Origin of the sequence: Nocardia paucivorans NBRC 100373, assembly GCF_000308675.1 — a bacterium.
GTDB lineage: Bacteria > Actinomycetota > Actinomycetes > Mycobacteriales > Mycobacteriaceae > Nocardia > Nocardia paucivorans.
Map to the genome: position 1 here is coordinate 21173 of NZ_BAGE01000024.1, position 14603 is coordinate 35775.

A 14603-nucleotide genomic window follows, 5' to 3' on the forward strand; every position below is an offset into this window, starting at 1 on the left:
GGGTTAGAATGCGTTCCTTACTTGGCCTGACGTCCAGGAAAATAGGCTGGGCCACGGCATCCTCCTCAGTGCGATACGGCAGGATTGCTCGCCGTCGGATGTGTTATCGGCGAGTCGACTATGTCCGCTGTCGACAGCGTTGCCGCACTAGCGGACTCGGCAGATGGTCGGTGAGTTTGCGGATACGGAGTGGTCGTACGATATTGAACTCGTTAGCGCCACAAAGAATTATAGGATGCGCTGCCGCGCAACGCATCCCGTTCTCAGCCTTCACGCCGCTTCTTCCGGGCTTATCGATGGTTATCGATATATGTTCCTGCACAAAAACATTCGCTCCGGAATTGCTACACCGTCAGGAAGTACCGTTCGTACGGTGGGACCGCAGCGATCGACGCACTCACGACAGCATGAGATCCCCCTGGCAGCCACCGGTGGCCGCATCACAGCGATGTCACCGGCCGAGAGGCGGAGCCGGAGGGAAGGTCACCGGCATAGCAACGAGGGCGCGATGGAAAGGCCCCGGCCGCCAACGTAATTGCTCGACCTCGCAGGCGAGTCGCATCTCGGGGAGTGCGTCGAGCAACTGATCGATCGCGTTCTGCGCAACCGTGTAGGCAATCGACCGGGCGGGGCAGGCATGCGGACCGGAACCCCACGCCAGATGCGCGTTGTTATCGGTGTACTCGCCCGAGTGGATCGCCGGATCGTTGTTGCAGGCCGACATGCTGATGAGTACCGGCTGATCGGCGGGAAGCCACACTCCGTCGATCATGATCGGCTGCCTCGGGTAGCTGAGGCAGTAATTGGCCATCGGCGGATCGGTGTACAGCAGCTCGTTGAGCGCATCCCGGGTCGTGGGAACCGCGCCGGGCGACGACGCACTGGTGAACCGGGGATCGGTGATCATGAACAGCAGGGTGTTGACCGTCAGATTGGTCAGCGGCTCTATCCCCGCCCCATAGAGCACGGCCAACTGATGCACCATCTCCGAGTCCTGCAACCGTGCCGGATGAGCCAGAAGACGCGAGGTGACATCACGGCCGGGTTCGACGCGCTTGAGCGCGACCAGCTCCAGGAGTGCCTCGTTGATCCGATCGTTCGCCTCGGTCGCGGCGTCACCACCTTCGAACATTGCGGCCATACCGGTTGCGATGCTCTCCCCGAGCTCCGGCGGGCACCCCAACATGGCGTTGAGCACATGGAAGGTCAGCGGAAAGGCATACTGGCCGATGAGTTCGGCTTCGCCGTCCATGCAGAAGGCATCGATCAACGGCGCGGCGACCTCTTCGACGTTCTGATGCATGGAGAACAGGTCGACCCCGTCGAGAGCGGCCGTGATCGCCTGCCGGTACCGGGCATGTTCCCGCCCGGTACTGCGCATCACATTGGGACGCCAGGCCATCATGGGCATGAGCGGGTGATCGGCCGGAACGGTCTTCTCCCACGCGCGCGCATCGGCCGGAAAGTGTTCGGGGTCATTGAAAATCCGAATGGCGGTGTGGTAGCCGATCACCAGGGTGGCCGGAATACCCGGAGCCAGATCCACCGGCACGAGTGTTCTGTGCCGACGACGCATCTCGGCGAAGACACGATGCGGATCGGCAGCATACTCCTCGGTGTAGAGAGCAACGCGAGTCGGGGCATCGGTCTGACCGGGCGCGGAATACGGACAACCGGCGGCGGGTGTTTCGGGCGACGGTATGGACTTGGTCAATGCCGAGAACTCCAATGAACAGCAACAGCGTCGGATCCAGGAAAATGTCTCAGTTAGGACATCTTCTGTGTCGGAACAGTATTGTCGTGACGAGTCGACCGCAAGGTGGGGGCGCACACTCGTGTGCGATGGATCACCAAGGCACACAAGGTCACCGGAACGTCGGATGGGATGAACTGTCCGTACGCCGTATTACCGACCATCCATCACTCTTCCGAATCATCGACGACGACAATATCGGCCACGTCACCGGTGTGCTGGTGCTTACGGGGGACGTATCGATATCGACTGTTACGCCATACGCGACCGTTTCTGGGGCCCCACGCCGAACACGGCTACCGGCGCGTGGACCACACCGGGCCGACCGATCTCGACCTGAGCCTTCCGACCTATTCCGCGCCGACCGACGACAGCGACGATATCCGCTCGGGCTACCTCCGTAAACGGAAACCTCCTGTCCGCGGTCGCGGGTGGTCATCGTTCACCCATCCACGATCCCGATCACGGCCGAATCCGGGAACTCGACCTGACGGTTGTCGACGAATACGGCACCCGACTCGACCTCACCGGACGAGTACGAAACAGATTCATCCTTCCCTTCGCCACCAGCGTCCGCCACAACGGTGTGGTCGAGTTCGATACCGCCGGCCGCACGGTCTACGGAGAAGATCAAGACATCCGGCCCATCAAGAAGTTCCAGCGTGCTCGCCGCCGCTGAGCACGCCACAGGCAGCCCCGAGCGGTCGCACCCGCCGGATCACCCGGCACCGTGCGATGAGTTTCGTGCGCGTAGAGCGCCTGGTCATGAGGAAACTGGTCTACGGGTTCGGGGTGTCCCTGGACGGCTATGTCAACGACCGCGACGGCGGTATCGACTGGACCACAACCCCGACGAGGAACTGCACCGGTTCCACAACGACCGTTACCGTGCCATCGAGATCGCACTGCACGGCCGCCGACTGTACGAGCTGATGGACGAGTACTGGCCTTACATACCCGAGGACGCATCACCCATCGAACGCGAGTTCGGGGAGCTCTGGACGACCGAACCCAAGGTCGTCTTCTCCCGCACCCTCACCGAGGTCGAGTGGAACAGCAGGCTGGTCGGTGCGAACGCGGTCGAAGAGATCCGCCGACTCGAGGCCGAAGGTGACGGTGTCATGGAGGTCGGGGGCGCGGCTTCGGCAGCCTCGCTGATACCCCACGGGCTCATCGACGAATACCAGTTGTTCGTCTCGCCCGTGCTGCTCGGAGGCGGTACACCACTGTTCCCCGCACTGGACAACCGAATCCGGCTCCGGCCGGTGGAAACGAGGCACTTCGACACGGCGGTGACGCTGCGCTATCTCGCCGACCGAGGTCCGTCCGACCACGGCACCGTCCGGCAGGCAGGATCGCACCGGTCCGCACGCGCGTGCCGTTCTCCGGTCGGTCACATGGCGTAGGGGGCGCGGCTTCGAACCACGTGTGGCGTACCCACACACCGGCGAATTCGACGCCTAGGGTCTGATTCGGTCCGCCCACCAGGGGCAGCTGAGCGGAGGGTTCGAGGAATGACGTTCGAGAGGATCACTGCCGCCGTTTTCCTGGCCGTCTCGGCCCTGGGTATCGCCGCGGCAACCGCCCATGCGGAGCCGGCCGTGGCCGAGCAACCGACCGCCGTACCCACGGGGCGCACGGTCTCCGGCGTGGATCGAGGAATCGGCTATCGCATCACCGTTTCACCGGCCGACCGGGTGGTTGTCGCCACCGTCGAGAACGGCCGATTCGTGGCGCACAACGGCGAGGCGCTGCTCGAGTCCGACACCGGAACGGCCGTGACCGAAGCGCCCCGGTGGTTCGCCATCGGCGGGCGGTCGATCGCGCTCGGGCAGCACATAGGCGCGGACGGCCGCACCCTGACACTGACGCCGACGGCAGGGGATGGGACACAGCCGAAGGACATCGGCTCCTACGAACGGCTCAGGGAACAGATCGACAAGAACATGCCCGGTGTCGTCGCCGGTGCCATTGTGGGCGGCCTCCTCGGAGCCTGTCTCTTCCTGATCTGGGGGGTCAGTATTCCGGCGGGTGCGCTGATCGGCGGAACCATCGGCGGATACCTCATGGGCGGCCCGGAGTTCCTCGACGCCGTACAGGCGTTCGTCACCGGCCAACCGTGAGCACGGGCAGGTGAGATCGCGGGCAAAGCTACGGTGGTTCGCCGCCACATGAAGTGGCACAGCCATTTCCTCCGAAAGGTGACCTCCGCACACTGGTTGTCGCGATCCCCGGTATAGCCGCAGATTGTGACGACACCACCGAATCCGATAGCGCCCGCGCAGATCATCAGTACCGCTCCGAGCAGCGCCGCAGGCTCCATTCGTGGTATTGCCTCGGCGAATCGGCCGTGAACCGCACCGGCCGGTCGCCGGGTGCGCAACCATCCGGCGACCGCTGCGATCCCACAATCATCGGCGGCGGGGCTCGGTTCGTTTGCGGCCTGTCGCAACAATTCACACGCTCGCACGGTTCCGTCGATCCGGACCATGAGCGAGGCACTCGCGATACGGTCACCCGGCCACCTGGTGTTCGCGGCGAGTAACGCCCGAGCGCAGTCACCGTCCCGTCGAGCGGCGGCGACCTTGTGGTCGACCGGGGTGGCGTCGATACGAAACAGCGCTACCGCCGGCACTATCGGAACGGTGACGGCGGCGACGATCGGTCGTTGCTTCAGTGGTGCGCCCGTCTGCTCGGAAACGAGCCGCCCGGACGCCGGCCACATACCGTGCGCGGTTACTCCGAGCCACCACAACGACTTCCACCCATATCGATCGGGCCCAGACCACGAGGACCACGACGAAAGCAGGCCGATCGCCGTGGTGGCCATGGTCAACCGTGGCCACCACGGCATCGGGGAGCCGATTCCGAGGAGCGAGGCATTGCCGAGCACGACCGCAACCGGATCCGGTGACGTCCCACTCTCCGCGCCGGCGCCATGACATGGTTCGACGCCATGGGACGATGTCACCGCTCCCGCACCGGCCGGAGAAACCCTATTCGTGCCGGATGCGCCGCAGGGTGTCCGAGGGGCTCTCGCCGAACCGTACCCGATAGGCGAGGGCGAAACGTCCGAGGTGGGTGAAACCGCAGCCGTAGGCCACCGTGGTGACGGTCGGCGCGAGGTCGGCGGTGGTATCACACAGCAGCCTGCGGGCCTGTTCGAGTCGTACGGTGCGCAACATCTCGGTGGGAGTGCTGTCGAACCGCTCCCGGAATACGAGTTGCAGCTGCCGCACGCCGACGCCCACGGCGCGGGCCACATCGGTGACGGTGACCGGTTCGGCGTAATGCTCCTCGATCCATCGACGAGCGCGGTCGGCGAGACCGGCGCAGGGACGGATGTCGCCGGCGCGCAGATCGTCGGTGTTGGTATGCGGTAGTCCCAGGAGTACGGCGGACAGCAGGGTGTCCTCGAGTTGCCGGGTCACCAGGGTGTGCAATGGGTGCCCACCGGCGCCGGCGAGGGTCCGGTAGACCAGCCGCCAACCGGAATCGACCAGTTCGACGGGCCCCACGGCGGTCCCGTCGCCGGGAGGAAAGAATCGCAGCGGTCGCGCCGGAGGACGGCCGGTGAGGGTGGTCAAATGCTCTTCGAGCCGCTGGGTGTTGGCGGCGAAGATCAGTGCTCCGCGGGTCGGATGCGGGTCCATCAAGGTGTGTCCCCGATGGGACAGAACGAAGGCGCGACGCAGGGTGCCGGACCGGTTGAGACTCGTCTCGGATACCTGCATCGGGCCCAGCGGCACGGTCAGGGCGAACCGGTTGTGGGTGGGAAACGCGTCGACGGCGACCCGGGCGCCGTATCGCACGTACGCGACATCGAGGGCACCCACTCGGGCAGTGGCGACCAGCCCGTCCGGAGCCCCGGCGCGGACCTGCACATCGTGGACGACGGTGACCTGCTGCACGGCGTCACGCAACTCGGCCATACGGCAGCTACTCATCACGGTGGTAGCGGGGAAGGTAACCGCGTCCCGAGCGATATGTCGTACCATCTGCGAACTCCTGTCGTGCTCCGGAGACGACCCTACCCACGAACCGGCCGCGGTGAGTATCCCATCGCGACCGGTTGACGTATTGGTTACACCCTGGTTACCGGGGCACGCGCACCCCACGGGCCTCGAGGCGTGGCAGCACCTCCTGGGCGAAGTACTCCAGCTCGGACACATAATCGACGAACGACAGGGTCATACCGCCGAACCCGGCCTGATAGAACTGCTCGATCCGATCGGCCACCTCGTCAGGGGTGCCGATCAGGGGGCAGCTGCCGTGGCCGGCCGCGAACCGGGCACGGAAGGTTTGCAGCATCTCCGGGGTGAACGACTTGGCGTGCATCCCCTGGAGACGCATCAGGTTGTCCACCGCGTCCCAGTCGGCGTTCTCGTCGGCGTAGTAGTGCAGGTACTCCTCGGCCTCGGCGCGAGTCGGCCGGCACACCACATGCCCCAGGGTGAACACACCCATGCTGCGGTTGTAGCGCTGCCGGGCCTGTTCACGAACCTCTCGGGCGATCCGGCCTCCGTCCTCGGGACCGCCCACGATCGTGAACGCGAAGTCGGCGTTGCGGGCGGCGTAATCGCGCCCCTGACCGGACGAACCGGCATTGAGCACCGGCAACACCCCGTCGTAGGGCTTGGGCATGCCCTCGACCTGCGTCAGTTGGTAGAACCTGCCCTTGTGGTCGAAGCGGCCCGGGGTGGTCCAGATCTTCCGGATCACATCCCACCACTCCTGGGCCAGTTCGTAGCGGTCGTCGTGATCGGTCGGCAGATCGACACCCATCGCCTCGTACTCGGGCTGGTTCCAGCCGGCGACAATATTGATTCCGGCTCGTCCCTGGCCGATGTGGTCGACGGTGGCCATCTGTTTGGCCACCACCACGGGATGGTTGAAGGCGGTGTGGATGGTGGCGAAGACGGAGATCCGACGGGTGTGCGCGAGCAGACCGGCCGCCAGAGCGGTCGGGTCGAGAACACCTTCGTGGAAGTTGGTCTCACCGCCGTATCCGATCCACCGTGCGATCGGCAGCAGGAAGTCGAGGCCCACCTCGTCGGCGAGTTCGGCCAGACGGAGGTTGTCCTCCCAGCTTCCGGACCAGCGTTCCGGGATTTTCGTCACGGCCAGCCCGGACGAGCAGTTCGCGGAGAAGAGTCCGAGTTTGAACCCTTTGCCGTCGGCGATCGATTTGACCATGGTGTGTTCCTTTCCGAGGAATAGGTGTGGTGTCAGGGGTGGATCGGGGCGGGGGTCAGCGCTCCTTCGGAAAAGGTCAGCGCGGGCGCCGAGCGACGGTCGGTGACCAGTACCCGACCGAGCAGGATGAGGTGATCACCGCCGTCGTAGCGGATGTGGGTGCGGCACTCCAGGCGTGCGATACCCGCCGTCAGTAGCGGCGCTCCGGTGATACCGGGACGCCAGTCCAGACCGTGGAATTTGTCGCCACCGCGCCGAGCGAATCGCGACACCAGGTCCGCCTCGTCCGCGCTGAGGATGTGCACGGCGAAACCCTCTGCCCGCGACCAGATGTCGAAGCTGGTGGAGCCGCGATCGACACACCAGGACACCAGCGGCGGATCCAGCGATACGGAGGTGAAACTGGTCGATACCAGCCCCGCGGGCCGTGCCCCGTGGCTGGTGGTTATCACCGCGACGCCGGTGGTCCATGCCGCCATCGCCTGTCGAAGCTCGAGAGGCCCCACAACCGGTTCGGGAGTGATGGATGCGGGTGCGGGGGTATCGGTGGATTCCATGAACAGCTCCGAATACTTATGGTCGCGAAGGGATTACCGGCCCTCGCCGAGGGCCACTCGCAGGGTCGTGCCGTCCTCGTCGGCGAGCGCGGCATCACGCAGCCGGGCCAGTCGGGCGGCGGCGTCGGGTTGGCCGACGATGGTGTCGGCGGCGCGCATCAACTTGGCGAAGCTGTCGTTGCCGTGTTCATAGGTGGCGCCGTAACCCTTGAGGACGCGCTGGCATTCGACGATCTCGCGGGCCAGCTCGGCGTCCTCGGGTGCGACGGCCAGGGCCGCGGCCATCCATTGTTCGATGGCGACCTGTTCCCGGTGGTAGCGCAGGGACCGCGGGCGCAGCGGTCGAACCCGGGCCATCACCGACAACATGGTGTATCCGGTAATCGAGCTGGTGTTGATGATCATGCCCTGGTGGGTCACCTTGTCGATCGCGCGCCGGAATCCCTTGGAGCGCCGCAGCGTCGCCCCCATCCAGGTGGGCATCGTGTCGGTGATCTCGTCCACCTGCGGGTGCAGATATTCGCGCACGTGGACGAGTTGATCCGGTTCGGCGCGCGCCTCCTCCCGGATACGGCTCATCCGGTGTTTGCGGACCTTCTGTAATGCGACCTGAATGGTGTCCTGGTAGCACATCCACAGGGCCAGATGCCGGGCCACTTCGACGGTGAGCCGGGCGTCGCCGGCCGCATCCGGGTCGACAGCGGCGAACTTCGTGACCCGATCCAGGTACAGCCGGGCATAGCCGAGGTTCTGGTACACCGCGGTACGGACCAGGCCGTGCAGGATCATCGATCGCGCCGCGACCGGCAGATCGGTCACCCGGGCGGCCAGGGGACGCAGTTTCGGTCCGACCAGCGCTCCCGGGTCGGTGGCGGCGATTTCGTTGCGGCGCTTCTCTTCTCGATCCTTGCGTTCCTCCGCCGACAACGGTTTGGCGATGAGCTGCAGATCGACCGGTTTCGAGGTGGTCGCCGGTGGTGGGGCGGCCGCGGCCATCCCCCCGGCGAACGCCTGCAACGACTGTTCGATTCCCTTGCCGAAAGCCCGGATCGGCGCCTCGAACTGTTCCCGGGTGAACGGCAGCACCCCCGAACCGGCGACCGCGCCGAACAGCGCCGCGCTGATCACACTGCGGGCCTCTTCGGCAATGGTCATGAAGTCCGCGGCGATCAACCGTTTCGCCCCGGCCCGCGCGGCGGCGAGCAGCGCGGCGCTGTCGGTGCGACCGTCACCGAGGGCCATCTTCTCGTCGATCGAGTAGACGCGATGCGTCGAGGTGATCAGGATGCTGCGGTCGGGGGTGGCGAAACCACGCTGTACCGCCCGTGCGGCCTCCATCAGCTCCGAGGCGATGACGATATCCACCTCGCCGGGGGTGGGGAACACGCTGAGCACCGGTTCGTCGCGGTCGGACCCCTCGTGGGGGACCGGCGGGAACAACTCGACGTAGTACACGGTGGCGCCGGTGCGCTGGGCGACACCGGGCACCGAGGTGGTCTGGGCATGGTGACCGGCCGCTTCGGCCACCTCCACGATCCAGTCGGCCAGGACGCCACCGCCCTCACCGCCCATGGCGAGGATCGCGATCGTTATGGGCCGCTGCCCGCTGTACCAACCGGACATCACGCCACCTCCAAAGCGGCCGCGCGGCGCTCGACACCGCGGGCGAGGGCATTGATCCACCAGCGCCGCACCCGGGCCAACACACGGTCCTTGCGGGTGGGGTTGTAGACGACATCGGTGCGATAGAACGACGGACACAGCACCGCCGCGTGCGCGTTCGCACCGCACACCCCGCACCCGACGCAGCTGTCGAGCACCGTGGCGATCGGGTCGGTGCGCATGGGATCGGGGTTGTCGGTGATGGTCAGCGACGGACAGCCGGAGATTCGGATACAGGCGTGGTCGCCGGTGCAGGTCTCCGGGTCCACGCCGAACCGCTCCCGGATGACCCGTTTACCGGCCTTCAATTCCTTCGCGCGTTTCTTCTTCTCGCGCCGCTGCCGGTTGAGTTGGCATTCGCTCTGCATCACCAGGACCTTCGGCCCCGGTTCGTCGGTGGTGAGCGCCTCGACGAACGCATCGCGCACCCGGGAGACGTCATAGGTGTTATCGATGGTCTCGGCGTATTCGACGCCGATACCGCGCACGGCCTTCTCGATCGGATGCCGGGTGGAGCGGGCGGGTAGTTCGGCGTGTGAGGAGAGCACATCCTGGCCGCCGGTCGCCGCGGCGTAGTCGTTGTCCACCACGACCAGCAACTGATCGCTCTTGTTGAACACGGCGTTGCCGACACCGCTGGACAGGCCGTTGTGCCAGAATCCGCCGTCGCCCATGATCGCGATGGTTCGGCGATCGGAATCCTTCGAATCCAGAGCCGAGGCCGCGGCGGAGCCGAGCCCGTAACCCATGGTGGTCGCACCGAGGTCGAACGGGGCGTTGATCGAGAAGAGGTGACAGCCGATATCCGCGCTGACATGGTGTTTACCGGTTTCCCGCTCGGCGAGTGCGAGCCCGCTGAAGATGGGACGTTCCGGGCAGCCGGTGCACAAACCCGGCGGGCGCGGCTGCACCAGTTGCGGTTCGACCCGAGGGGCGAACGGGCTCATCGGGTCGTCGACAGCCCGCAGAAGGGCGGGTTCGTGAGTGATCGCCTCGGGTAGGTATTCGCTCAGGAATCGGTGCAGGCCCCGGGTGGTGACCAGGGAGGTGTATTCCCCGGCCATGGTGAGCATGTCCTTGCCGTGCAGTTTGGTGGGGATATCGGCTCGGCGCAGGATGGTGTTGATGTTCTGTTCGATGAAGTCCGGCTGCCCTTCTTCGAACAGCAGCACCGCGCGCTTGTCCGCGCAGAAGTCGATGACCTCCTCGTCGATCACCGGGTAGGCCACGTTCATCACGTACATCGGCAGCGTGGTGTTACCGAAGGCGTCCGAGCAGCCGAGCAGTTCCATGGCCCGGTTCACCGTGTTGTACAGCCCGCCCTGCACGATGATCCCGATATCGGCGCGGTCGTTGCCGATGACCTCGTTGAGCCCGTGCTCGCGAATGTATTTCACCGCTGCCGGCCAGCGGTCCTCGATCTTTTCCTTCTCGTGCTGGAAACTGGCCGGCGGCAGCACGATTCGGCTCACATCGCGGGCCGGCTGCTGCGTGGCCTCGGCAACGGTCATGGCCGGAGGCCGGTTGTCCTCGGCCTCGAAGGCGCCGTGCAGATGGCATGAGCGCAATCGCAGCAGCAGGAACACCGGGGTATTGCTGGCCTCCGACAACTCGAACCCGGATTCCACCGCGTTCACGATCGCGGTGATGTTCGGCCGCGGGTCCAGCAGCCACATCTGCGATTTCATCGCGAACGCATGTGAGCGCTCCTGCATGATGCTGGAACCCTCGCCGTAGTCCTCGCCGAGGATGATCAGTGCGCCGCCGGTGACCCCACCACTGGCCAGGTTGGCGAGGGCGTCGGCGGCGACATTGGTGCCGACGGTCGATTTCCAGGTCACCGCGCCGCGTAGCGGATAGTGCACCGACGCCGCCAGCATGGCGGCGGCGGTCGCCTCGGAGGCGCTGTTCTCGAAATAGATACCCAGCTCGTCCAGAATCTCCTTGGAATCGCCCAGGACATCCATCAGATGCGAGATGGGCGCACCCTGATAGCCGCCGACATAGGCGACACCGGACTGCAGCAGCGCCTTGGTGACCGCGAGGATGCCCTCGACGTGCAAGGTGGTGCCGGCGCCCTGCCGGAGCTTGCCCACCTCGTTCGCGAACGACCGTTCAGCCATTGTTGTCCTTCCTGGATGTGCTCAGCGCTCGACGAGGGCCAACACCCGCGCCGGGCTACCGGAACCGCCGACGATCGGCAGGGGCAGCACGATCAACAGGGCGCCGGTGGCGGGTAGTCGACCGAGATTGCGCAGGCTGGTCAGACCCCATTTATTGGCGCCGAGTAGGTGGTTGTGGCAGGGGAACGGCAGCTCGAAACCGCCGGCGGCGCCCGCATCGGTGCCCACGGTCTCCACGCCGAAACCGGCCAACGAGGACTGCGCGATCCAGGCCGCGCACTCGGCCGAGACACCCGGGGTGTGTCCGTCGTTGGCGAAGGCCTCGGCGTCGTCGCCTCGAACCTCCCAGCCGGTGCGATAGAGCAGCCATCCGCCTTCCGGCAGGGGACCGTGTTCTTTCTCCCATGCCTCGAGGTGCTCGACCTCGAGCAGGAAATCCTGGTTCCGGTCGACCTCGGCGCTCATATCGATCACCGCGACCGGGGCGACCAGGGTGCGCAGCGGCGCCTGGGAGACGTCGTCACCGTCCTTACCGGTGATCCAGTGCACGGGGGCGTCGAGGTGGGTGCCGGTGTGCTCGCCGGTGTGGATGTTGTTCCAATACCAGGCCGGACCGCGGTCGTCGAAGCGGCTGATCTCCTCCAGCTGGAACGGGATGGTGTTGGCGAACGGTTCCGGTAGCTGCAGGATCGGGGTGGATGATTGCAGCGGAGTGGTGAGGTCGATGATTTCGACTTCACCGGACCGGGTCGCCTCGATAACGGCGGCGAGTACGGACATCGCGACTCCTAGGCATGCGGGTGAGTTGAGCGAGTGTTGTTCGAGGGGGCGGGGCGGCGCTATCCGCGATACGCGGCGGTTGTCCCCATTGCGAAGTGGTCAGGCGCGGCGGTAGCCCTGTAGGACGGAATCGTCCACATCGGGCAGGTTGATCACGATGTTGTCGGGGGTGCGGCAGGTCAGCCACACCAGTTCCTCGGTGGTGCTCATGTTCACCTCCACGTGGGGCATGAACGGCGGCACGAACACGAAGTCGCCTTCGCTCATATCGACGTATTCCTGGTAGTTCTCGCCGAAATAGATGCGTGCGACCCCCTTCAACACATAACCACCGGTCTCGGCCTCACCGTGGTGGTGCGGGAGGGATCGGTAGCCGGGCTCGTTGCTCACCCGGCCGTACCAGATCCGGGTGGCGGGGGTGTGCTGCGGACCGACGCCGGACACGCGCACCGCACCGCCGGACTGGGCGGTGCCGGTGTCTTCCTGCCCGGCCCGGGTGACAACGGGCACAACCCGGGTGTTCGTTTCGCTGGTCATGGTGTTCTCCTTTCCGGCCCTCATCGGGCGGTGTGGTTGTCGGGCGCAAGGACGGTGATGTGGTTGCGAAGCAGGCCGAGGCCGTCGATCTCGGTTTCCACGACATCCCCGGCCCGCAGGTATCGCGGCGGTTCGGCGGCGATACCGACGCCGCCGGGTGTTCCGGTGAGCACCACGTCACCGGGCCGCAGTGTGGTGAAACCGGAGATGTAGGACAGCAGCGCCGCGGGATCGAAGACGAGGTCCGCGGTGGAGCCGATCTGCTCCTCGACACCGTTGACCCGGCAGACGATGCGCAGGCCGTCGGCAGGATCCACCTCGTCCGGCGTGACCAGTTCGGGACCGAGCGGGGTGGTGGCGTCGAACGCCTTACCCGGTAGCCACTGGGAGGTGTGTCGTTGCCAGGTTCGTATCGAGAAATCGTTGGCGACGGTGTAGCCGGCGATACCGGCTCGCGCGGTGGCGTGATCGACCCGGTGCAGGACTGCGCCGACCACGACGGCCAGTTCGGCCTCCCAGTCCAGCAGCACCGATTCGGGGTCGCCGGGTAATGCGATATCGGCGTCCCAGGCGGTCAGCGTATCGGCGAACTTGGTGAACAGGGTGGGGTATTCGGGCTCGGGTCTGCCCATTTCGGCGATATGGGAGCGGTAGTTGTGGCCGCAGCAGATGACCTTGCGCGGGGTGGTGACAACCGGTGCGGGGCTGCCCTGCAATGCCGGTTGCCGTTCGGCGAGCCGCGGCCCTGTACGCCAGGCCGGGTGGGCGAGCAATGCACCGACATCGGGGGCGGTGGTCGCACACCACAGTCCATCGAGCCGGACTTCGGCACGGCTGTCACCGGTATCGGAAAGAACTGTTCGCAGGCGCATGGTGGCGGCACTCCCAGGATCGGGACGGGCTGTCGATATCGGAGAAACGTCATCTCGGATGACCATCGGGTCGGGTGGCCATCGTGTCGGATGAACACTGCATGAAGCATTTCACTTATGCCGTTCTGTTGACGGCGATGACGTTAACACCATACGGTGACCCTGTCATCCCCACGAGGAAATCGGCCCCCATCACACCGAGCCGACCGCGACATCCTCCGCTCCGCATCCGCTCGAACCGACCGAGAAAAGAGGAACCATGCCCGTCGACCGCATCAACCCACCCGAACTGGCCACCCCCTCGGGATACGCGCATGCCGTCCGCCATCGCGGCATAGTCCATCTGGCAGGTCAGACCGCACTGACCCCGGAAGGGAAAATCGTCGAGGGTGGGATCGTCCCCCAGTTCCGTCAGGCGCTCACCAATGTGTTGACCGCGCTCGCCGCGGCGGGCGGCCGCCCCGAGCAGCTGCTGAACGTCACGATCTACCTGCTGGACATCCCGGACTACCAGACCAACGGCAAGGAGATCGGCCGGATCTGGCGTGAATTGGCGGGCACCGAATACCCGGCCATGGCCGGAATCGGCGTCACCGCCTTGTGGCAACCGGAAGCGCTGGTCGAGATCCAGGCAGTGGCCGCACTGGATGATGAGTCGACTCAATGACGATGGTAACAATCGAACGACGTGTCGACTGGCAGGACACCGATGCGGCCGGGCACTACCACCACGGCAGCGCCATCCGCTGGGTGGAAGCGGCCGAAGCCGCTCTGTTGGAACGATTCGGACTCAGCGAGCTGTTCGGCCGAACCCCGCGAGTCCGCTACGAAGTCGACTACGTGGGCCGGTTGTGGTTCGGCGACACCGTCTCGATCGAACTCTCGGTGGGTCGCCTCGGCACCAGTTCACTCCGCTACGACTTCGCCATCACCCGGATTCCCGGGTCGGTGCGTCCCGCCGCGACATCCACCGAACCGACCCTCGCGCTCCGCGGCAGCCTGACCGCGGTTCACACCCCCGACAATTTCGCGGGCGCCCAACCCTGGCCCGCGAACGTCGTCGCCGCATTGACCGGGCAGGCACCGGCCGATGCCGCGCCGACTCCGATCCAAGACATATGAG

General features: G+C 65.6%; 13 protein-coding genes and 1 pseudogene. 4 read left to right on the forward strand and 10 right to left on the reverse strand.

The genetic code is table 11. The annotated features are described in order from the left end of the window. Positions 1–451 precede the first annotated feature (451 nt). Both ON32_RS05205 and ON32_RS05210 read right to left on the reverse strand, forming a co-directional pair. Positions 452–1714, reverse strand: coding sequence for a cytochrome P450 (locus tag ON32_RS05205; protein ID WP_051132893.1), 1263 nt, complete (start codon positions 1712–1714; stop codon positions 452–454). A 481-nt stretch (positions 1715–2195) separates the two neighbouring features. Next, positions 2196–2387 carry a hypothetical protein gene (locus tag ON32_RS05210; RefSeq protein WP_040789114.1) on the reverse strand — a complete coding sequence of 64 codons (192 nt, stop codon included), beginning with the start codon at positions 2385–2387 and terminating at the stop codon, positions 2196–2198. Between the two features lie 131 nt (positions 2388–2518). Here ON32_RS05210 and ON32_RS05215 point away from each other — a divergent pair. Beyond that, positions 2519–3069: pseudogene (locus ON32_RS05215) on the forward strand (dihydrofolate reductase family protein); the annotation flags it as partial. A gap of 198 nt (positions 3070–3267) precedes the next feature. Next, on the forward strand, positions 3268–3876 hold the full coding sequence (locus tag ON32_RS05220; RefSeq protein WP_040789116.1) for a DUF8020 domain-containing protein: 609 nt from the start codon (positions 3268–3270) through the stop codon (positions 3874–3876). Positions 3877–4749: 873 nt separating this feature from the next. Here the strand turns inward: ON32_RS05220 and ON32_RS26845 are convergent. The 8 genes from ON32_RS26845 to ON32_RS05265 form a co-directional block, all read right to left on the reverse strand. Beyond that, positions 4750–5751, reverse strand: a complete 1002-nt coding sequence (locus tag ON32_RS26845; RefSeq protein WP_157224079.1) for an AraC family transcriptional regulator — start codon at positions 5749–5751, stop codon at positions 4750–4752. Positions 5752–5848: 97 nt separating this feature from the next. After that, positions 5849–6949: an LLM class flavin-dependent oxidoreductase gene (locus ON32_RS05235; RefSeq protein ID WP_040789119.1), complete on the reverse strand. Its 1101-nt coding sequence runs from the start codon at positions 6947–6949 to the stop codon at positions 5849–5851. Between the two features lie 32 nt (positions 6950–6981). After that, complete coding sequence (locus ON32_RS05240; protein ID WP_051132882.1) at positions 6982–7506, reverse strand: flavin reductase family protein; 525 nt, start codon at positions 7504–7506, stop codon at positions 6982–6984. A gap of 33 nt (positions 7507–7539) precedes the next feature. Then, entirely contained in the window at positions 7540–9129 is a 1590-nt protein-coding gene (locus tag ON32_RS05245) for an indolepyruvate oxidoreductase subunit beta family protein (RefSeq protein WP_040789121.1), read from the reverse strand. After that, positions 9129–11291, reverse strand: a complete 2163-nt coding sequence (locus ON32_RS05250) for a thiamine pyrophosphate-dependent enzyme (protein WP_040789123.1) — start codon at positions 11289–11291, stop codon at positions 9129–9131. The genes ON32_RS05245 and ON32_RS05250 overlap by 1 nt, the downstream gene beginning before the upstream one ends. Positions 11292–11312: 21 nt before the next feature. Beyond that, a complete protein-coding gene (locus tag ON32_RS05255) occupies positions 11313–12071 on the reverse strand; it encodes a cyclase family protein (protein ID WP_040789124.1) in 759 nt (252 codons plus the stop codon). Positions 12072–12170: 99 nt separating this feature from the next. Further along, positions 12171–12608, reverse strand: coding sequence for a cupin domain-containing protein (locus ON32_RS05260; protein WP_040789126.1), 438 nt, complete (start codon positions 12606–12608; stop codon positions 12171–12173). Positions 12609–12628: 20 nt separating this feature from the next. Further along, positions 12629–13480 (reverse strand): fumarylacetoacetate hydrolase family protein, encoded by an 852-nt coding sequence (locus tag ON32_RS05265; protein ID WP_040789127.1) that lies wholly within the window; start codon positions 13478–13480, stop codon positions 12629–12631. A 259-nt stretch (positions 13481–13739) separates the two neighbouring features. Between ON32_RS05265 and ON32_RS05270 the strand changes: the two genes are divergently transcribed. Beyond that, the gene (locus ON32_RS05270) at positions 13740–14147 is read left to right on the forward strand and encodes a RidA family protein (RefSeq protein ID WP_040789129.1); all 408 of its coding nucleotides are present in this window, start codon (positions 13740–13742) and stop codon (positions 14145–14147) included. Further along, on the forward strand, positions 14144–14602 hold the full coding sequence (locus ON32_RS05275) for an acyl-CoA thioesterase (protein WP_040789131.1): 459 nt from the start codon (positions 14144–14146) through the stop codon (positions 14600–14602). The genes ON32_RS05270 and ON32_RS05275 overlap by 4 nt, the downstream gene beginning before the upstream one ends. Position 14603 lies beyond the last annotated feature (1 nt).

Coding starts and splice junctions, on each gene's coding strand:
- ON32_RS05235 (WP_040789119.1), bottom strand. CDS start 6,949: ATGGTCAAATCGATCGCCGACGGCAAAGGGTTCAAACTCGGACTCTTC.
- ON32_RS05275 (WP_040789131.1), top strand. CDS start 14,144: ATGACGATGGTAACAATCGAACGACGTGTCGACTGGCAGGACACCGAT.
- ON32_RS05220 (WP_040789116.1), top strand. CDS start 3,268: ATGACGTTCGAGAGGATCACTGCCGCCGTTTTCCTGGCCGTCTCGGCC.
- ON32_RS05240 (WP_051132882.1), bottom strand. CDS start 7,506: ATGGAATCCACCGATACCCCCGCACCCGCATCCATCACTCCCGAACCG.
- ON32_RS26845 (WP_157224079.1), bottom strand. CDS start 5,751: ATGGTACGACATATCGCTCGGGACGCGGTTACCTTCCCCGCTACCACC.
- ON32_RS05260 (WP_040789126.1), bottom strand. CDS start 12,608: ATGACCAGCGAAACGAACACCCGGGTTGTGCCCGTTGTCACCCGGGCC.
- ON32_RS05250 (WP_040789123.1), bottom strand. CDS start 11,291: ATGGCTGAACGGTCGTTCGCGAACGAGGTGGGCAAGCTCCGGCAGGGC.
- ON32_RS05245 (WP_040789121.1), bottom strand. CDS start 9,129: ATGTCCGGTTGGTACAGCGGGCAGCGGCCCATAACGATCGCGATCCTC.
- ON32_RS05265 (WP_040789127.1), bottom strand. CDS start 13,480: ATGCGCCTGCGAACAGTTCTTTCCGATACCGGTGACAGCCGTGCCGAA.
- ON32_RS05255 (WP_040789124.1), bottom strand. CDS start 12,071: ATGTCCGTACTCGCCGCCGTTATCGAGGCGACCCGGTCCGGTGAAGTC.
- ON32_RS05270 (WP_040789129.1), top strand. CDS start 13,740: ATGCCCGTCGACCGCATCAACCCACCCGAACTGGCCACCCCCTCGGGA.